Annotated in this window: 11 protein-coding genes; 3 read left to right on the top strand and 8 right to left on the bottom strand. The window is 73.1% G+C overall.

The window, feature by feature from the left end; all coding sequences use genetic code 11:
- The first annotated feature begins 35 nt into the window (after positions 1 to 35).
- Together BKA18_RS19530 and BKA18_RS19525 are read left to right on the top strand one after the other, a co-directional pair.
- Positions 36 to 2,561 (top strand): MFS transporter, encoded by a 2,526-nt coding sequence (locus tag BKA18_RS19530; protein WP_488169142.1) that lies wholly within the window; start codon positions 36 to 38, stop codon positions 2,559 to 2,561.
- A gap of 193 nt (positions 2,562 to 2,754) precedes the next feature.
- On the top strand, positions 2,755 to 3,588 hold the full coding sequence (locus tag BKA18_RS19525; RefSeq protein ID WP_366044009.1) for a YceI family protein: 834 nt from the start codon (positions 2,755 to 2,757) through the stop codon (positions 3,586 to 3,588).
- A gap of 31 nt (positions 3,589 to 3,619) precedes the next feature.
- Here BKA18_RS19525 and BKA18_RS19520 read toward each other — a convergent pair whose 3' ends face one another.
- The 6 genes from BKA18_RS19520 to BKA18_RS19495 all read right to left on the bottom strand — a co-directional run bounded on the left by BKA18_RS19520 (position 3,620) and on the right by BKA18_RS19495 (position 12,555).
- A complete protein-coding gene (locus BKA18_RS19520) occupies positions 3,620 to 4,390 on the bottom strand; it encodes a TetR/AcrR family transcriptional regulator (RefSeq protein WP_366044008.1) in 771 nt (256 codons plus the stop codon).
- A 158-nt stretch (positions 4,391 to 4,548) separates the two neighbouring features.
- The gene (locus tag BKA18_RS19515) at positions 4,549 to 6,090 is read right to left on the bottom strand and encodes an MFS transporter (RefSeq protein WP_366044007.1); all 1,542 of its coding nucleotides are present in this window, start codon (positions 6,088 to 6,090) and stop codon (positions 4,549 to 4,551) included.
- Between the two features lie 214 nt (positions 6,091 to 6,304).
- The gene (locus BKA18_RS19510; protein ID WP_366044006.1) at positions 6,305 to 8,554 is read right to left on the bottom strand and encodes an ArnT family glycosyltransferase; all 2,250 of its coding nucleotides are present in this window, start codon (positions 8,552 to 8,554) and stop codon (positions 6,305 to 6,307) included.
- A complete protein-coding gene (locus BKA18_RS19505; protein WP_366044005.1) occupies positions 8,551 to 9,873 on the bottom strand; it encodes a bifunctional glycosyltransferase family 2/GtrA family protein in 1,323 nt (440 codons plus the stop codon). The genes BKA18_RS19510 and BKA18_RS19505 overlap by 4 nt, the downstream gene beginning before the upstream one ends.
- Before the next feature lie 56 nt (positions 9,874 to 9,929).
- Entirely contained in the window at positions 9,930 to 11,414 is a 1,485-nt protein-coding gene (locus BKA18_RS19500) for a HAMP domain-containing sensor histidine kinase (RefSeq protein WP_366044222.1), read from the bottom strand.
- A 439-nt stretch (positions 11,415 to 11,853) separates the two neighbouring features.
- Entirely contained in the window at positions 11,854 to 12,555 is a 702-nt protein-coding gene (locus BKA18_RS19495) for a response regulator transcription factor (protein ID WP_006604280.1), read from the bottom strand.
- Positions 12,556 to 13,285: 730 nt separating this feature from the next.
- Between BKA18_RS19495 and BKA18_RS19490 the strand changes: the two genes are divergently transcribed.
- Entirely contained in the window at positions 13,286 to 13,831 is a 546-nt protein-coding gene (locus tag BKA18_RS19490) for an NADPH-dependent FMN reductase (RefSeq protein ID WP_366044004.1), read from the top strand.
- 66 nt (positions 13,832 to 13,897) lie between these two features.
- Here the strand turns inward: BKA18_RS19490 and BKA18_RS19485 are convergent, their stop codons facing one another.
- The gene (locus BKA18_RS19485; protein WP_366044003.1) at positions 13,898 to 14,773 is read right to left on the bottom strand and encodes an amidohydrolase family protein; all 876 of its coding nucleotides are present in this window, start codon (positions 14,771 to 14,773) and stop codon (positions 13,898 to 13,900) included.
- Between the two features lie 180 nt (positions 14,774 to 14,953).
- On the bottom strand, positions 14,954 to 15,894 hold a 941-nt coding region (locus tag BKA18_RS19480), incomplete at its 5' end, for a DUF2797 domain-containing protein (RefSeq protein WP_429638441.1).

The following is a 15,894-nucleotide window of genomic DNA, read 5'->3' as shown; positions in this document are numbered from 1 at the left end:
ACGGGGGCGGACACCACGCCTCCGACGGGGCCCCCATGACCCACCGTCAGATCATGGAGGCGCTGTCCGGGCTGCTGCTCGGCATGTTCGTCGCCATTCTGTCGTCGACGATCGTCTCCAACGCGCTGCCCGAGATCATTCATGACCTCGACGGCGGGCAGAGCGCCTACACCTGGGTCGTCACCGCCTCGCTGCTGGCGATGACCGCGACCACCCCGCTGTGGGGCAAGCTCTCCGACCTGTTCAGCAAGAAGCTGCTGGTGCAGTTCGCGCTGGTCATCTATGTCGCCGGGTCGGTCGTCGCCGGGCTCTCGCAGAACACCGGCATGCTGATCGCCTGCCGTGTGGTGCAGGGCATAGGCGTGGGCGGGCTGTCCGCCCTGGCCCAGATCGTGATGGCCGCGATGATCTCCCCGCGGGAGCGCGGCCGTTACAGCGGCTACCTCGGCGCCACCTTCGCCGTGGCCACCGTCGGTGGCCCGCTGCTCGGCGGGGTCATCACCGACACCAGCTGGCTCGGCTGGCGCTGGTGCTTCTACGTCGGTGTGCCGTTCGCGATCATCGCGCTGATCGTGCTGCAGAAGACCCTGAAGCTTCCGGTCGTCCGGCGCGAGGGCGTCAAGGTCGACTGGGCGGGCGCCTTCTTCATCAGCGCGGCGGTCTCGCTGCTGCTGGTGTGGGTGACGCTGGCCGGCGACAAGTACGACTGGATGTCGTGGCAGACCGCCGCGATGGTCGGCGGGGCGGTGGTGCTCGGCGCGGTGTTCGTCCTGGTCGAGGCCAAGGCCAAGGAGCCGATCATCCCGCTGCGGCTGTTCCGCAACAAGACGATCACCCTGGCCTCGGTGGCCTCGCTGTTCGTCGGTGTCGCGATGTTCACCGGCACCGTCTTCTTCAGCCAGTACTTCCAGCTGGCGCGCGGCAAGTCGCCGACGATGTCCGGCATCATGACGATCCCGATGATCGGCGGCCTGTTCCTCTCGTCGACCGTCTCGGGCCAGATCATCACCAAGACCGGCCGCTGGAAGGCCTGGCTGGTCGCCGGTGGCGCGCTGCTGACCGCGGGCCTCGGCCTGCTGGGCACCCTCCGCTACGACACCGAGTACTGGCACCTCGCGCTGTTCATGGCGCTGATGGGGCTCGGCATCGGCATGATGATGCAGAACCTGGTGCTCGCCACGCAGAACCAGGTGGCCCCCGAGGACCTCGGCTCCGCCTCGTCCGTCGTGACCTTCTTCCGCTCCCTCGGCGGTGCGGTGGGCGTCTCGGCGCTCGGTGCGGTGCTCGCGAACCGCGTCACCCACTACGTCAAGGACGGCCTGGCCGAGCTCGGCCCCAAGGCCGCCAAGGCCGCCTCGCACGCCGCCGGCAACAGCGGCGGCGGCATCCCGGACCTGGACGCCCTCCCGGCGCCGCTGCGCACCGTCATGCAGAGCGCCTACGGCCACGGGGTCGGCGACGTGTTCCTGTACGCGGCGCCCTGTGCGCTGCTCGCCTTCCTCGTCACCCTGTTCATCAAGGAGGTCGCGTTGAAGACGCGGGGCGGACTGCAGCAGAGATCCGAGGGCGAGGAGGCGGCGGCCACCGCGCCGGCCGCCCCGTCACTCACCGGCATCCCGGCTCAGGCCGCCGCTGCGGCGCCGGCCGAGGAGCGGGAGCCCGCCCTGGTGGGCGCCCCTTCGGTGGCCCCCGACGACGACGCGCACATCCCCTCCTGGGCCCAGCCGGCCGCCGCGACGGCCACCCGGCCGCCGGCCGCGTACGCCTCCGCCGGCGGCGGGGACGCCACCCCCACCGGCTCCGCGGTCCACGGCTTCGTCCGCACCGCGGACGGCGCACCCGTGCCGCGGTCCGCGGTGACGCTGATCTCGCTCGGCGGGCGGCAGCTGGGCCGCGCGGTCGCCCAGGCCAACGGCTCGTACGTGCTGAACGCCCCCGGCGCCGGCTCGTACGTGCTGATCGCCGCGGCCGACGGCCACCAGCCGCAGGCCTCCACGGTCGTCGTCGGCGAGGCGCCGCACAGCTACGACATCCTGCTCAGCGGCGTCAGCGGCCTCGGCGGCCAGGTCCGCAGCGCGGCCACCGGGGAGCCGGTCGAGGGCGCGATGGTCGTCGTCACCGATGTCCGCGGCGAGGTGCTGGCCACCGGAAGGACCGGCGCCGAGGGCCACTTCGGCTTCGACGAGCTGGCACCGGGGACCTTCACCGTCGCCGTGAACGCCGCGCACCACCGCCCGGCCGCGCTGCCGGTCGAGGTCGGCGGCCAGGGCACGACCCGGATCGAGGTCGAGCTGCTGGCCGGCGCGCGGGTCTCGGGCACCGTCCGCGCGGGCGGCACCGGCCGGCCGCTGGCCGAGGCGCGGGTGACGCTGGTGGACGCGGCGGGCAACGTCGTGGCCACCTCGACGACCGGGGAGGACGGCGCCTACGCCTTCACCGACCTGGACGCCGGCGACTACACGGTCATCGCGAGCGGCTACCCCCCGGTCGCCACCGGCCTTGCGGTCGATGCACGCGGGGTCGACGGATACGACGTCGCCCTCGCACACCCCGGGGACTGACCCACCGGGCCCCGGGGCATCTCCGGGGAGGCAAGACCCCGGGCAGGAGCGCGCGTTGAGCGGAGGCGCGCCCCGGCCCGGACCCCAGGGCTCCGGCGGCGGCGTGCCGCACAGGCAGGGGACGGCCTGCACGCCGCCTCCGGAGCCCCCTCAGCACGGGGCAACCCCCACCAGGCAACAAACGGGAGAGGCAATGACTTCGACGGGCGCGGGACTGCGGGCCCAGATCCGCACGCGGGACGGCTGGGCCGTCCAGCACGCCGTACTGACCGTCACCGACATGACGGGCGCGCAGGTGCTGCGCGAGGCTGCGGACGAGGAAGGCGCCGTCCGCAGCGCACAGCCGCTGGCCCCCGGCCCGTACACGGTCATCGTGACGGCCGTCGGCTATGCGCCGGCCGCCGCCACGGCGATCGTGACGGCAAGCGGCCGGATGGACGTGGGCAGCGTCGTCCTGGCGCGGCAGGGCGGGGCCGAGCTGCCGCCGCCCGGCGCATGGACCATCGACCCGATGCACTCGACGGTGGCCGCGGTCGCCCAGCACCTGGGGATCTCCAGCGTGCACGGCCGGTTCACCGACTTCGGCGGCCGGATCGAGATCGCTGAGGACCTGGCGGCGTCGCGGGTCGAGGCGGACATCAAGGCCGCCTCCATCGACACCGGCAACGGGATGCGCGACGGCCATCTGCGCTCCGAGGACTTCCTGAACGTCGAGGAGTACCCGGAACTCACCTACCGCAGCTCGGGTCTGACACCGGCCGGCCCGGACCGCTGGACGGTGCACGGGGAGCTGTCGCTGCACGGCGTCGTACGGCCCGTGGACCTCGAACTGAGCTACCTCGGCACCGGCCCCGACCCCTGGGGCGGGGTGCGCGCCGCCTTCCGCGCCACCGCCGAACTGCGCCGCGAGGACTTCAAGATGAACTACAACCAGGTCGTGGCGGCCGGTATCGCGGCGATCGGGACGACGCTCAAGGTCGAGCTGGACATCCAGGCGGTGCAGGGCGAGAGCCTGCCGATGGGGTGAGCGCCTCCGCTCTCCCCCGGCCCCGCGCCCGTCAGTCGCCCGGCCGGTCGCGCATCGCCTCGATGCCCGCGATCTGCAGATCGAGCGCGAAGGCGAAGTCGCGGTCGCGCATCTCCCATACGGTGCTGCCGCCGCGGGCCGCCATGATCTTGGTGGAGTTCTCCAGCGTCTCCGCGAACTCCGGGCGGCCCTGGACGGCGGTCATCACCTGCTGGAAGTACTCGTCGACGGGCACCCCCGCCTCCGCGCAACGGGCGTTGAACAGGCCCTCGATGGTGGCGAAGCCGTAGACGAACTGGAACACGGCGGACAGCCCGCCGGTGATCTGCTCCAGCGACAGCCCGCTCTCCTTCATCACCCGCATACTGGCGTCGGAGAAGGCGGTGGAGTGCGGGCCGATGTTGATGTACGTGCCCACCAGCCGGGCCACCCAGGGGTGGCCGGTCAGCAGGGCGCGGTATTCGCCGGCCAGGGAGCGCAGATGGTCCCGCCAGTCCCGGTCGGGCTCGGCCTCGTCGGGCAGCCGCATCTCGCCCATGACGCTGTCCAGGGCGAGTTCCAGCAGGTCGTCCTTGGTGTCGACGTACCAGTAGACGGACATCGCGGTGACGCCGAGCTCGGCGGCGAGCCGGCGCATCGAGAACTTGGCCAGGCCGTCGGCGTCCAGCAGCCGGACCGTCGCCGCGACGATCTTGTCGAGGCCGAGTCCGGCCGGCTGGTCCGCCTTCCGTTTGAGCGGGGGGCGTTCGGTCAGCCAGACGCTGTTCGGCCGCTTTCCGGCGGGGCCGTCCGTCGCTGCCATGGCGCCTCCCTGTCCCTGAGCATCGTCGGGTCCGTCTCGTACGGGTCGTCCCGTACGGGTCCGTCCCGTACGGGTGCGGTACGGACGGCCCCGACGTGCCGTTCACGATGCTGTGCTGTTCACGATCACTTGCACTGCCGATGCTATTCCGCCGCGGCTCAGGCCGGTTCCGGGCCGGACGGCGCGGCCGCCGTCTCCTGCTCCCGGCCCGCGCGCTCGGCCCGGCTCAGGAGGAGGGCGGCGAGCAGCCCGCCGAGGAGGACGGCGGCCGCGCCGGCCAGCTGGCTGACGCCGATGCCGGCGGCGAAGGCGTCCTGGACGGCGGCCCGTTCGGCACCCGTACGGGTCCTGGCGAGCGCCGCGGGCAGCGAGCCGGCACCCGCCGCGACCAGCGGAAGCAGCGCCACGAAGCGGGAGTTGAGGACCGCGCCGAGGACAGCGACGCCCAGGCCCTGGCCGAACTCCATCAGAGTGCCGTTGACGCCGGCGCCCACCCCGGCCTTGGCCGGCGGGATCGCGGACATGATCGCGTTGGCCATCGTCGGCATGGCGAGCGCGATGCCGATGCCCATCACGATCAGGCCGGTCAGCAGGCCCGGGTAGCTGTGCCCGCCGAGCAGCGCTATGGCGGCGAGACCGGCCGCGAGCAGCGACATCCCCGAAATGATCATTCCCGGCGTGCCGACCCTGGGCATCAGCCGGGCGCCGAGCCCGGTGAAGTTGATCAGTATGACGGTGACGGCGAGCGGCGCCATCCGCAGCCCCGCGTCCAACGGACCATAGCCGAGGACCAGTTGGAGGTGCTGGGTGAGCAGGAACAGCGAGCCGCCCATCCCGAAGGCGACGAGAATGCCGCCGGAGACCGCGCCGATGAACCGGCGGTTGCGGAAGAAGTGCATGTCCAGCATGGGGTACGGGACATACAGCTCCCACCGTACGAAGGCCGCGAGCCCGACGGCCCCGACGGCGGCGGAGACCAGCACCCGGCCGGACAGCCAGCCGGCCTGCGGCCCGGAGATGATCGCGAAGACCACCCCACCCATGCCGATCATGGACAGCAGGGCACCCGGCAGATCCGGTCGCTCACCACCGCGGCTGCCGGACTCAGGGACGAGGGCGACGACGGCCGCCAGCGCCATGACGGCGACCGGCAGATTGACCAGGAACAGCGCGCCCCACCAGAAGTGGTCCAGCAGCGAGCCGCCGATCAGCGGCCCGGCGACGAAGGCGAGGGAGTTGACCGAGCTCCAGATGCCGATGGCCTTGGGCCGCTCCGCGTCGTCGAAGATCTGCATGACGACGGCGAGGGTGGTGGTGACCAGCAGCGCACCGCCGACGCCCATGCCGGCGCGGGCGGCGATCAGCTGGCCGGGCGACTGGGCGAGGGCCGCGCCGAGCGAGGCGAGACCGAACAGCACCAGACCGGCGGCGAGCATCTTCTTGCGGCCGTAGCGGTCGGCGGCATTGCCGGCGGTGAGCAGCAGACCGGACTGGACCAGCGAGTAGGCGTTGATCATCCACTGGACGTCGGCGGTGGTCGCGTCCAGCTCCCCGGTGAGCGAGGGGATGGCGACGTTGAGGACGGTGTTGTCGAGGATCACGGTCAGCTGCACGAGGCAGATGACGGCGAGGATCAGCCAACGGGCGGCGTGCCGGCCCGTCGGCTGAAGCGTGGTGGCTTCGGAGGCCACGGCGGACATACAGGCTCCCTGTACGGCGTATGGTGCGGGCAGAGGCTTTACACCGTACAGGGAGAGTTATACGCCGTACATTTCATTTTCCGTGCGTGCCGGGGGAGGGGAGGCGGGCGCCTTGGCACCGGCCCGTCGGCTCGTCCGCGCGGATCGACCCTTACGGGTCATGCCTTACGGGTCATGCCTTACGGGTTGCGCCTTACGGGTTGCGCCTTACGGGTCAGGCCTTTCGCGTCAGGTCGTAGAAGGTGGCGCCGCCGACGGTGACCTTCTTGAAGGTCTTCTCCACCCAGGAGGTGATCTTCGAGGAGTCGCCGCTGCCGCCGCCTTGGCCGCCCCGGCCGCCGCCGGGACCGCCCTGCCCACCGCCGGGACCGCCCTTGCCGCCTCCGGGCCCACCCCGCCCGCCCGCGATGAAGTAGTGGATCTTCCCGTCCGTGACCCACCGCGTGAACTGGGCGAGGGTCGGCGAGGGGTCGCTCCCGTTGAACCCGCCGATCGCCATCACCGGCTTCTGGGTGGCGAGTTGATAGCTCGCGGCGTTCTGGGAGCCGATGGCCGCGGCGGCCCAGGTGTAGTGCTCCGCGCCCTTCTCCACCAGTGCTTTGGCCTGGTCGCTCACCTTGCTGCCGTTGAGCAGACCACCCGTCCCGCGGCGCCGGCCGAAGCCGCCCGGGAGGCCCTGCCACTTCCCCTGCTTGCCGCCGCGGACCGGGCCGCCGGCGCCCGGCGGCAGGCCCGGACCCCCCTGGCCCGCGCCCGGTGCACCACCCGGCGCACCACCATGGTTGCCACGCCACATCCCGGCCCGCCGGCCGCCCGGGAAGCCGCCGCCGGGCCCGCCCATGGCACCCCGTACCGCGGGCCCGGCCGTGATGATCGACCCGCCCTTGGGGGTGTTGACCGTATCGAGGGTGTACGCCACCGGTCCGGCCAGCGCCGTCACCACCGCGAGCCCGGCCGCGAGCACCGCGATCCGCCGGTCCGCGATACCCCGCGGCGCTCCGTCCCGTCCCGCGGCCTCCCCGCCGTCCGCTGCCGCCGCCTCGGCCGCCCCCACCCGGGCCGTCGCCGGCAGGCCGGCCGCCGCGAGCAGACCGAGCGCCAGCACCGTCCAGCGCAGCCACGGCAGCCACTCCGGCGACCGGTTCAGCAGCACGAACGACCAGCCGGCGGTCACCGCGACCGTCCCGGCCAGCACCAGCGGAGCGAGCCGCCCGCCGCGCCGCCACAACAGCGCCGCGCCCATCCCGACCAGCGCCGCGATATACGGGGCCAGCGCGATGTTGTAGTACTGGTGGAAGATCCCGGACATGAAGCTGAAGATCGTGAAGGTCATCAGCAGCGCGCCGCCCCAGACCAGGAACTCCGCGCGCTGAGCGGCCTGTTCGGCGGCCACCGCGCGCCGGGCCCGCCACAGCACGCACACCGCCGCGACCAGCAGGATCAGCGCCGCGGGCAGCAGCCACGAGATCTGCCCGCCCATGTCGGCCGAGAACAGCCGGGTGATCCCGGTCTGCCCCCATCCGCCACCGCCGCCACCGGGGCGGCCGCCACCGCCGACGCTGCCGGTCTCGTTGCCGCTGATCCGCCCGAGGCCGTTGTAGCCGAAGGTCAGCTCCAGGAAGCTGTTGTGCTGCGACCCGCCGATGTACGGGCGCGAGGACGCCGGCCACAGCTCGACGACCGCCACCCACCAGCCGCCGGACACCACCATCGCCAGCCCGGCGAGCAGCAGCTGGCCGAACCGCCTGCGCAGCGCGACCGGTGCACAGCAGGCGTAGACCGCGGCGAGTGCCGGCAGGATCAGCCACGCCTGGAGCGTCTTGGTGAGAAACCCGAGCCCGAAGCAGACCCCGGCCAGCACCAGCCACCTCGTACGGCCGTCCGCAAGGGCGCGCAGTACGGCGGCGATGGCGCACACCATCAGCAGGCACAGCAGCGCATCGGGGTTGTTGAACCGGAACATCAGCGCCGCGACCGGCGTCACCGCCAGCGCGCCGCCCGCGAGCAGCCCGGCGCCCGCCCCGAACCGCCGCCGCACGGCCGCGTACAGCACCCCGACCGTGGCCACGCCCATCAGCGCCTCGGGCACCAGGATCGCCCACGAGCCGAGCCCGAAGAACCGTACCGACAGCGCCATCGGCCACAGCGCGGCCGGCGGCTTGTCGACGGTGATGGCGTTCGCCGCGTCGGAGGAGCCGAAGAAGAAGGCCTTCCAGCTCTCGCTGCCGGCCTGCACGGCGGCCGAGTAGAACTGGTTGGCATAGCCGGAGGAGGACAGGCTCCAGAGGTAGAGCACCGCCGTGACCAGCAACAACGCCAGCAGCGCAGGTCGCGCCCAGCGGGGGTCGGCCACCGGCGGCGCGGCGGACGGCTCCCGGGACGCCGCCGGCCGCGCTCCCTCCGGTGACGTCTCGGGGGTCGGATACGGCGGCCGGGCCGGCGTACCGGGTGGGTGCGGGGTCATCGGGCGCTCCTGGAGAGGTCGTTGCGGTCGTGCGGGACGGGCGGTGGCACCGCGGCGGTCTCGTCCGCTCGCGCACGGTCCGGAAAGACCCAGGCGCGGAAGAGCAGGAACCGCAGCACGGTCGCCGCGAGGTTGGCGGCCACCAGCACCGCGAGTTCGGTGCCGTGCGCCGGGGTGGCGCCGGCGGCGTCGAGAGCGGCGAGGGAACCGCTGGTCAGGGCAAGCCCGATGGCGAAGACCAGCAGCCCCTGGGCCTGGTGACGGACCGCCCGGCCCCGGCCCCGTACGCCGAAGGTCAGCCGCCGGTTGGCGGCCGTATTGCCGAGCGCCGAGACCAACAGGGCGGCCGCATTGGCCGGTTGCGGCCCCACCCCGAGCCGGAAGAGGGAGTACAGGCCGAGATAGCACAGGGTGCTCAGCGCGCCGACGACACAGAAGCCGACGAGCTGACGGGCCAGCCCGCCCGGCACCCCGGACAGCTCGCGGTCGCGCGGATCGTCCCCGAACGGACGGACGAGCCGGTCCAGCGGCAGCGCACCGGTCGCCAGCGCCCGCCCCACCCGCCACACGCCCTTGAGGTCGTCGGCGGCCGTCCGCACGAGGTGCACGGTGCTGTCGGGGTCGTCGATCCAGTCCACCGGCACCTCGTGGATCCGCAGCCCGGCCCGCTCCGCGAGGACCAGCAGCTCGGTGTCGAAGAACCAGCCGGTGTCCTCGACCATCGGCAGCAGTCGCGCGGCGACGTCACCCCGGACGGCCTTGAACCCGCACTGCGCATCGGAGAAGCGGGCGGCGAGCGAGCCGCGCAGAATGAGGTTGTAGACGCGCGAGAGGAACTCCCGCTTCGGCCCGCGCACGACGCGGGCGCCGCGGTTGAGCCGGGAGCCGATCGCCAGATCCGAGTGCCCGGAGATCAGCGGCGCCACCAGCGGCAGCAGCGCGTTGAGGTCGGTGGACAGATCGACGTCCATATACGCCAGCACCGGCGCCTCGGACAGCGACCACACCGTGCGCAGCGCCCGCCCGCGCCCCTTCTCCTCCAGCCGCACCGCCGTGACCTCGTCGATCGCCTCGTCGAGCCGGGCGGCGACCTCCGGCGTACGGTCCGTGCTCGCGTTGTCGGCGATGGTGATCCGGAAGGTGTACGGGAAGGTGCGGACGAGGTGCGCGTGCAGGCGCCGCACACAGGGTTCGAGGTCGCGCTCCTCGTTGTGGACGGGGACCACCACATCCAGCACGGTCCTGATCTGGCCGGGCCGCAGAGGCTCGCGGGGCGGCAGGGAGCCCAGCGGTTGGCCGGGCGGCTGTGTCGTCGTCATGCTCGCGACACTCGCCAACCCCGCTGTCACGGCGGTGTGCTGAGGCTGTGGCTGGGCTATGAGCGGGGGGCTGGGGGTGTGGGTGGGGGTGGGATTGCGGGGGGCGCGGGCGGTTCGCCCGGCGGCCCGGCGGCGTCCGACGCGGCCGCCGGCAGCGTCACCGTGAAGACGGTCCGTCCCGGCACACTCTCCACCCCGACCGTGCCCCCGTGCGCGGCGACCACCGCCTGCACGATGGCGAGGCCGAGCCCCGTGCTCCCGGCGGTCCGCGAGCGCGAGGCATCGCCCCGCGCAAAGCGCTCGAAGACATGCGGGAGCAGCCCGGCCGGAATGCCGGGGCCGTCGTCCTGCACGTCCAGCCGCACCGCGCCGCACCGGCCTGCCGCGCGCACCCGGGCGGTCACCGTGGTCCCCTCCGGCGTATGGGTACGGGCGTTGGCCAGCAGATTCACCAGGACCTGGTGCAGCCGCCCGCCGTCGCCGTACACCAGCGCCGGCTCGTCGGGCAGCTCCAGCCGCCACCGGTGACCGGGTCCCGCCACCCGCGCATCGCTCACCGCATCGACCACCAGCGGCGACAGATCAGTGCCCGCATACGAGAGCGGCCGCCCGGAGTCGAGCCGGGCGAGCAGCAGCAGGTCCTCCACCAGCCCCGTCATCCGCTCCGCCTCCGACTCGATCCGCCCCAGCGCGTGCCGGGTCTCCGGTCCCGGCTGCTCCCGGCCGCGCCGGGTCAGCTCGGCGTAGCCTCGGATCGACGCGAGCGGCGTGCGCAGCTCATGGCTGGCGTCGGCGACGAACCGCCGGACCCGCATCTCGCTCTCCTGACGGACCGAGAGCGCCGCACCGACATGCCCCAGCATCCGGTTCAGCGCCGCACCGACCTGCCCCACTTCCGTCCGCCCGTCCGACTCGGACGCCGGCACCCGCACATGCAGCGCCACCTCGCCCCGGTGGAGCGGGAGTTCGGAGACGCGGGTGGCGGTCGCGGCGACCCTGCGCAGCGGCCGCAGCGCGATACCGACCATCGCGGACCCCGCGATCCCGGCCGCGATCAGCCCGGCGAGCGTCACACACCCTTCGATGAGGACGAGCCGGCCGACCGTGTCCTGGACATAGCCCAGCGGCAGGCCGAGCACCAGCGAGCCGTGCTTGCCGGACTGCACCCGGTAGTCACCGAGCCCGGGCACCTCGGCGGTGTGCGGCCTGCCGTCCCGCGGGACCGCGTTCAGCGCGGCGAGCTGCTTCCCGTCCAACGACGCCAGCCGGTCCTCCGGCAGCCGCTTGGTCGCGTTGCTCAGCTGCGCCCCGTCCTGGACCGTCCCGTCGGGTCCGATCCGCGCCCCCACCGTCCCCAGGGGCTGCCCCCCGAGCGCCACGAAGTCCAGGTCCTTGCCCTGCGGCCGCATCGGATCGTGCGGCCGCGGAGCCTCCACCCGGTGCACGGAGTCCTTGACCTGCCGGTCCAACTGCCCCTGCAGATAGGCGTGCAGGGCAATGGTCGTCACCGTCCCGATGACCGCCCCGACGGCGGCGATCATGACCACGGCCGACACGACGAGCCGGGTACGGAGGGACCAGCGGCGACGGGGGGCGGGGGCGGAGGGGGCTGTCGGGAGGGGCTGGGGCGGTGGGGCCGTGGGGAGCGGCGGGGTGGTGGGGGTGGGCGGGTCGGGGGGCTCGGAAGGCCGGTCTTCCTGGTGGTCTGGGCGTTCAGCCCGCCGGTCTGGGCGATTGGCCCGCTGGGCTGGGCGGTTGGCCCGCTGGTCTGGGCAGTTGGCCGGCTCGGCCGGCTCGGCCCGCTTGTCCCGCTCGGCCCACTTGTCCCGCTCGGCCCGCTCGGCCCGCTCGGCCCGCTCGGCCCGCTCGGCCGGCTGCTGCGGCTCCAGCGTCTCGTCCGGTTCGCTCGGCTCACGCCGCCCGGATGTCGTGGCAGGCTTCCCGCTCCCCGTCCGGCCGGCCGCCCGCCCGGTCGCTCCTCTACCCACCGGGCTTGATCAGATAGCCCGCGCCCCGGCGGGTGTGAATCATCGGCGCCCGCCCCGCGTCGATCTTCCGCCGCAGATACGAGATGTAGAGCTCCACGACGTTGGCCTGGCCGCCGAAGTCATAGCTCCAGACCCGGTCGAGGATCTGCGTCTTGCTCAGCACCCGCCGCGGATTGCGCATCAGATAGCGCAGCAGCTCGAACTCGGTGGCCGTCAGATGGATCTCCTGGCCGTCCCGCCACACCTCATGGCTGTCCTCGTCGAGCACGAGATCGCCCACCGTCAGCCGCGATTCGCTCCGCGCGGCGGCCGCTCCGGCCCGGCGCAGCAGCCCCCGCAGCCGGGCCACGACCTCTTCCAGGCTGAACGGCTTGGTGACGTAGTCGTCGCCGCCCGCCGTGAGCCCGGCGATCCGGTCCTCGACCGCGTCCTTGGCGGTCAGGAACAGCACCGGTACGTCCGGCAGTTCACGCCGCAGCCGTCCGAGCACCGTCAGCCCGTTCATGTCCGGCAGCATCACATCGAGCAGGACCGCATCCGGCCGCCAACTCCGGGCGCAGCGCAACGCGCTCGCGCCATCCCCCTCCGCCCGGATGTCCCAGCCCTCGTAACGCAGCGCGAGCGACAGCAGATCGGCGAGCGACGACTCGTCGTCCACGACCAGGACCCGTACGGGACTGCCGTCGGCCCGCAACAGCTCCGGCTGCTTCGCGGGCGCGCCCCTGGAGGACGAGGCCGAAGCCGGCGTACGAAACGACGCTGAGGACGACGAAGTCACGGTCATGTCCGCGAGCTTGGGACGCCGCCGTGAAAGCTTCCTTGCGCCTTTCTGTGAATTTCCTGAGAATCCCCCTTGCGTCGCTTCCCCCTCCCCCCGGGGGCCCCGCCCCACCCCACCCCGCTCCAGCCCTCGCACCGACCCAAGAGCGGCAGCCCACCAGGGGCAGCCCGCCAGCGGCAGCCCGCCAGCGACAACCCCCGGCTGAACCACCAACGGCCTGCCAGAGCCTGCCCGTCGGGGCTGGCTCGCCGGGTGCGATCGGGCCGTCCCACCCCGGCCGTGCGCGTCCTCGACCGACCTGGGCCGCCCCCCGCGCGGTCCAGGTCGATCACCACATGCAAAGCATCGCACCAGCCACTGACAATCGCCCTGACCAGCACATTCGCTCCGTACGCAGCCCCACCCGGCACCCCGCCGACACCACCTCGGCTCCCACACCGACACCTCCACGGACTTCCACCGACACCCCCGCGGACGCCCGCCGACACCACCACGGACCCCCACCGCAACACCCCACACAGCCCGTCCCGTCGCCGGTCCCGTGGCCCCGTCCCCTCGCTGGTCCCGTGGCCCCGTCCCCCCGCCGTCCCGTCCGCCCGTCCCCTGCCCGCTCCCCCTCCCGAGTGCCGCGTACCGTCACACCATGAGACTCCTCGCCCTCTCCGGCAGTCTGCGGGCACGCTCCTCCAACGGCGCGGTGCTGCGCTCCGCCCTCGCCCTCTGGGACGGCCCGACCGCCCTCGCGGACATCGGCGCGCTCCCGCACTTCAATCCCGACCTGGACGGCGAGGACGTCACGCCCCCCGCCCCCGTCGCCGCCCTGCGCACCGCGGTCGCCGCCGCCGACGCCCTGCTCCTCGTCAGCCCCGAGTACGCACACGGTGTCCCCGGCGTCCTCAAGAACGCGCTCGACTGGTTGGTCAGCAGCGGCGAATGCGTCAACAAGCCCGTCGCGGTGGTCACCGCGTCACCGTTCCCCACCGGCGGCGACCACGCCAACGCCCAGCTCCGCGAGACCCTGCGCATGATGACCGGCGAGGTCGTGACTGCCGCGTGCCGTGAAATCCCCGCCATCGGCCCGAAGATCGACCCGGCCACCGAACGCGTGGCGGACGAGGAGACCCTCGCCGATCTGGGCGTGGCCATGGCTCACCTGGCCGCGGCCGCCGCCACCCCGCTCACGCCCTGACCCCGCCCCGGCACGCCCGGCAGCCCCGGCACGCACCCCACCGCTCGCCGTCCCGACCCGCCCCGCTCACACGCCGAACAACCGCGCCGCGTTCCCGTAACAGACCCCCCGCAGCCACTCCTCGCCCAGCTCCAGCCGGGTGAGTGCCTCCAGCGCATGCGCGTATCCGTAGGGGATGTTGGGGAAGTCGCTGCCGAACAGCACCCGTTCGCCGAGGTCCTTCAGCCGAGCGCGCTCCTCCCGTGGGAACGGCGCGGCCCGCTCGGAGAAGTCGGTGAAGGCCATCGTCGTATCGAGGTGCACACCGGGATAGCGCTGTGCGAGGTCCAGGAAGTCGGCGTACTCCGGCATCCCCATGTGGGCGATGATCAACCGCAGCCGGGGATGGCGGGCCAGCAGCCGCGCGATCGGGGCGGGCCCGGTGTGCTTACCGGGAGCCGGTCCCGAGCCGCAGTGGATGACCACCGGCACGCCTGCCTCCGCAAGCGCACCCCACACCGGTTCGAGCTGCGCATCGGCCGGGTCGTACCCGCCCACCTGCACATGCGCCTTGAAGACCCGTGCCCCGCCCGCGATTTCGTCGCATACGTACCGGGCGGCACCGTCCTCCGGAAAGAACGTCGCGGTCCGCAGACAGCCGGGCGTACGGGCCGCGAAGCCGGCCGCCCAGCCGTTGAGCCACTGCGCCATCCCCGGCTTGTGCGGATAGATCATCGAGGTGAAGGCCCGTACCCCGAAGCCGCGCAGCACCGCCAGCCGCTCGTCCTCCTCGAACCGGTAGGCGATCGGCCATGCCTTGCCCACCAGCGGACCGGCCGCGTCGAAGTACGCCCAGACCTTCGCCATCACCCGCTCGGGCATGAAGTGCGTGTGCACATCGATCAGCCCCGGCAGCCCCAACTCCCGCCAGAATGCGCCGACCCGCTCATCACCGTCCGCCACGCCGGGCCCCTCCCCTTACGTTTGCGCCCCTACGGACCCCGCCCGGCACGGGCTACCTGCACCATGCACCAGCTACCTGCACCATGCATCTAACGCCCCCACCAGCCCCCGGAACAACCCCCATCAGCCACTTTCCACCCCCGGCCAACACTCCCCGCCGGGCCCCCACCCGGCCCCCGCTCAGAACAACCCCTCCTGCCCACCCCCCTCCCGCTCCCCCACCCCAGCCACCGCGGCCCGCACCGGAACCGTCGTCACCCGCCCCCCAGCCGCCCCCAACACCCACCCCGACAACACCCGCGCATCCATCACCGCAACCACCCCACCAACCCCACCGACGCCCTGCCCCGGCCCCTCTCCCTGCCCCCGCCCCCACTCCCCCGCCAACCGCAGATACACATCCGCCCCCACCCCGGCCAGCACCTCCGCCACCACTTCCGCCCCCGCCGTCATCCCGCCCAGCTCCGCCACCTCACCCGGAATCCGATCGAGCCCGAACAGCTCCGTATGGTCCGTACACGCGAACTCCACCGGCTCCAGCGTCTCCGGCCAGAGCGCCGGCTCCTGTGCCCTGGCGTGCAGTCGGGCAAGCTCGGCCACCCGGTCCGCCACCGGGGGCAGCGCCCCGCGCGCCGCCCGCTTCGCCGACTTCGTGAACCTGTCGGGCACCGCCAGCGCGCTCCCCAGCACCGCCTCCGCCCGCCGCGCCGCCATCAAGGGCCCGCGCCCCAGCCGTGCGTACGCCACCGCGCCCTGCTCCACCAGCCGGGCCGCCCCCCGCTCGGCAGCCGTGATCCCCACCTTCAGCAGGCCGGGCCCGAAGTACGCGAGATAGACGCCGTACGGACGCGGATCGTCGGCCATGGTGTCCGCGGCCACCGAACGCGACCGGTCCAGCTGGACGCAGCGCGCGCACTGGTCCTTGGCGCCCGCACCGTCGAGCACCGCGTCGTACGGGCACACGATCCAGCGGCCGGACCGCCGCACCCCCAGACAGCGCCGCTCCCCCTGCGCGGCGAAGGCGAGCGTCCTGCCCGCGGGGAGCAGGCTCGTCCGCTCCTCACCGCGCTCGGCGCAGTACCAACCGAGCCGCTGGCCGAACCGCCCCTCCGGCTCCGGCC

The sequence above is a fragment of the Streptomyces auratus genome, assembly GCF_050433025.1.
In the GTDB taxonomy this organism is placed as follows: Bacteria; Actinomycetota; Actinomycetes; order Streptomycetales; family Streptomycetaceae; genus Streptomyces; species Streptomyces sioyaensis.
This window is presented reverse-complemented; position numbering and strand designations above follow the sequence as displayed.

What these genes read in the sequence shown, in the direction of transcription:
- BKA18_RS19530 (WP_488169142.1), top strand. Translation starts at nt 36, where the DNA reads ATGACCCACCGTCAGATCATGGAGGCGCTGTCCGGGCTGCTGCTCGGC.
- BKA18_RS19525 (WP_366044009.1), top strand. Translation starts at nt 2,755, where the DNA reads ATGACTTCGACGGGCGCGGGACTGCGGGCCCAGATCCGCACGCGGGAC.
- BKA18_RS19520 (WP_366044008.1), bottom strand. Translation starts at nt 4,390, where the DNA reads ATGGCAGCGACGGACGGCCCCGCCGGAAAGCGGCCGAACAGCGTCTGG.
- BKA18_RS19515 (WP_366044007.1), bottom strand. Translation starts at nt 6,090, where the DNA reads ATGTCCGCCGTGGCCTCCGAAGCCACCACGCTTCAGCCGACGGGCCGG.
- BKA18_RS19510 (WP_366044006.1), bottom strand. Translation starts at nt 8,554, where the DNA reads ATGACCCCGCACCCACCCGGTACGCCGGCCCGGCCGCCGTATCCGACC.
- BKA18_RS19505 (WP_366044005.1), bottom strand. Translation starts at nt 9,873, where the DNA reads ATGACGACGACACAGCCGCCCGGCCAACCGCTGGGCTCCCTGCCGCCC.
- BKA18_RS19500 (WP_366044222.1), bottom strand. Translation starts at nt 11,414, where the DNA reads ATGATCGCCGCCGTCGGGGCGGTCATCGGGACGGTGACGACCATTGCC.
- BKA18_RS19490 (WP_366044004.1), top strand. Translation starts at nt 13,286, where the DNA reads ATGAGACTCCTCGCCCTCTCCGGCAGTCTGCGGGCACGCTCCTCCAAC.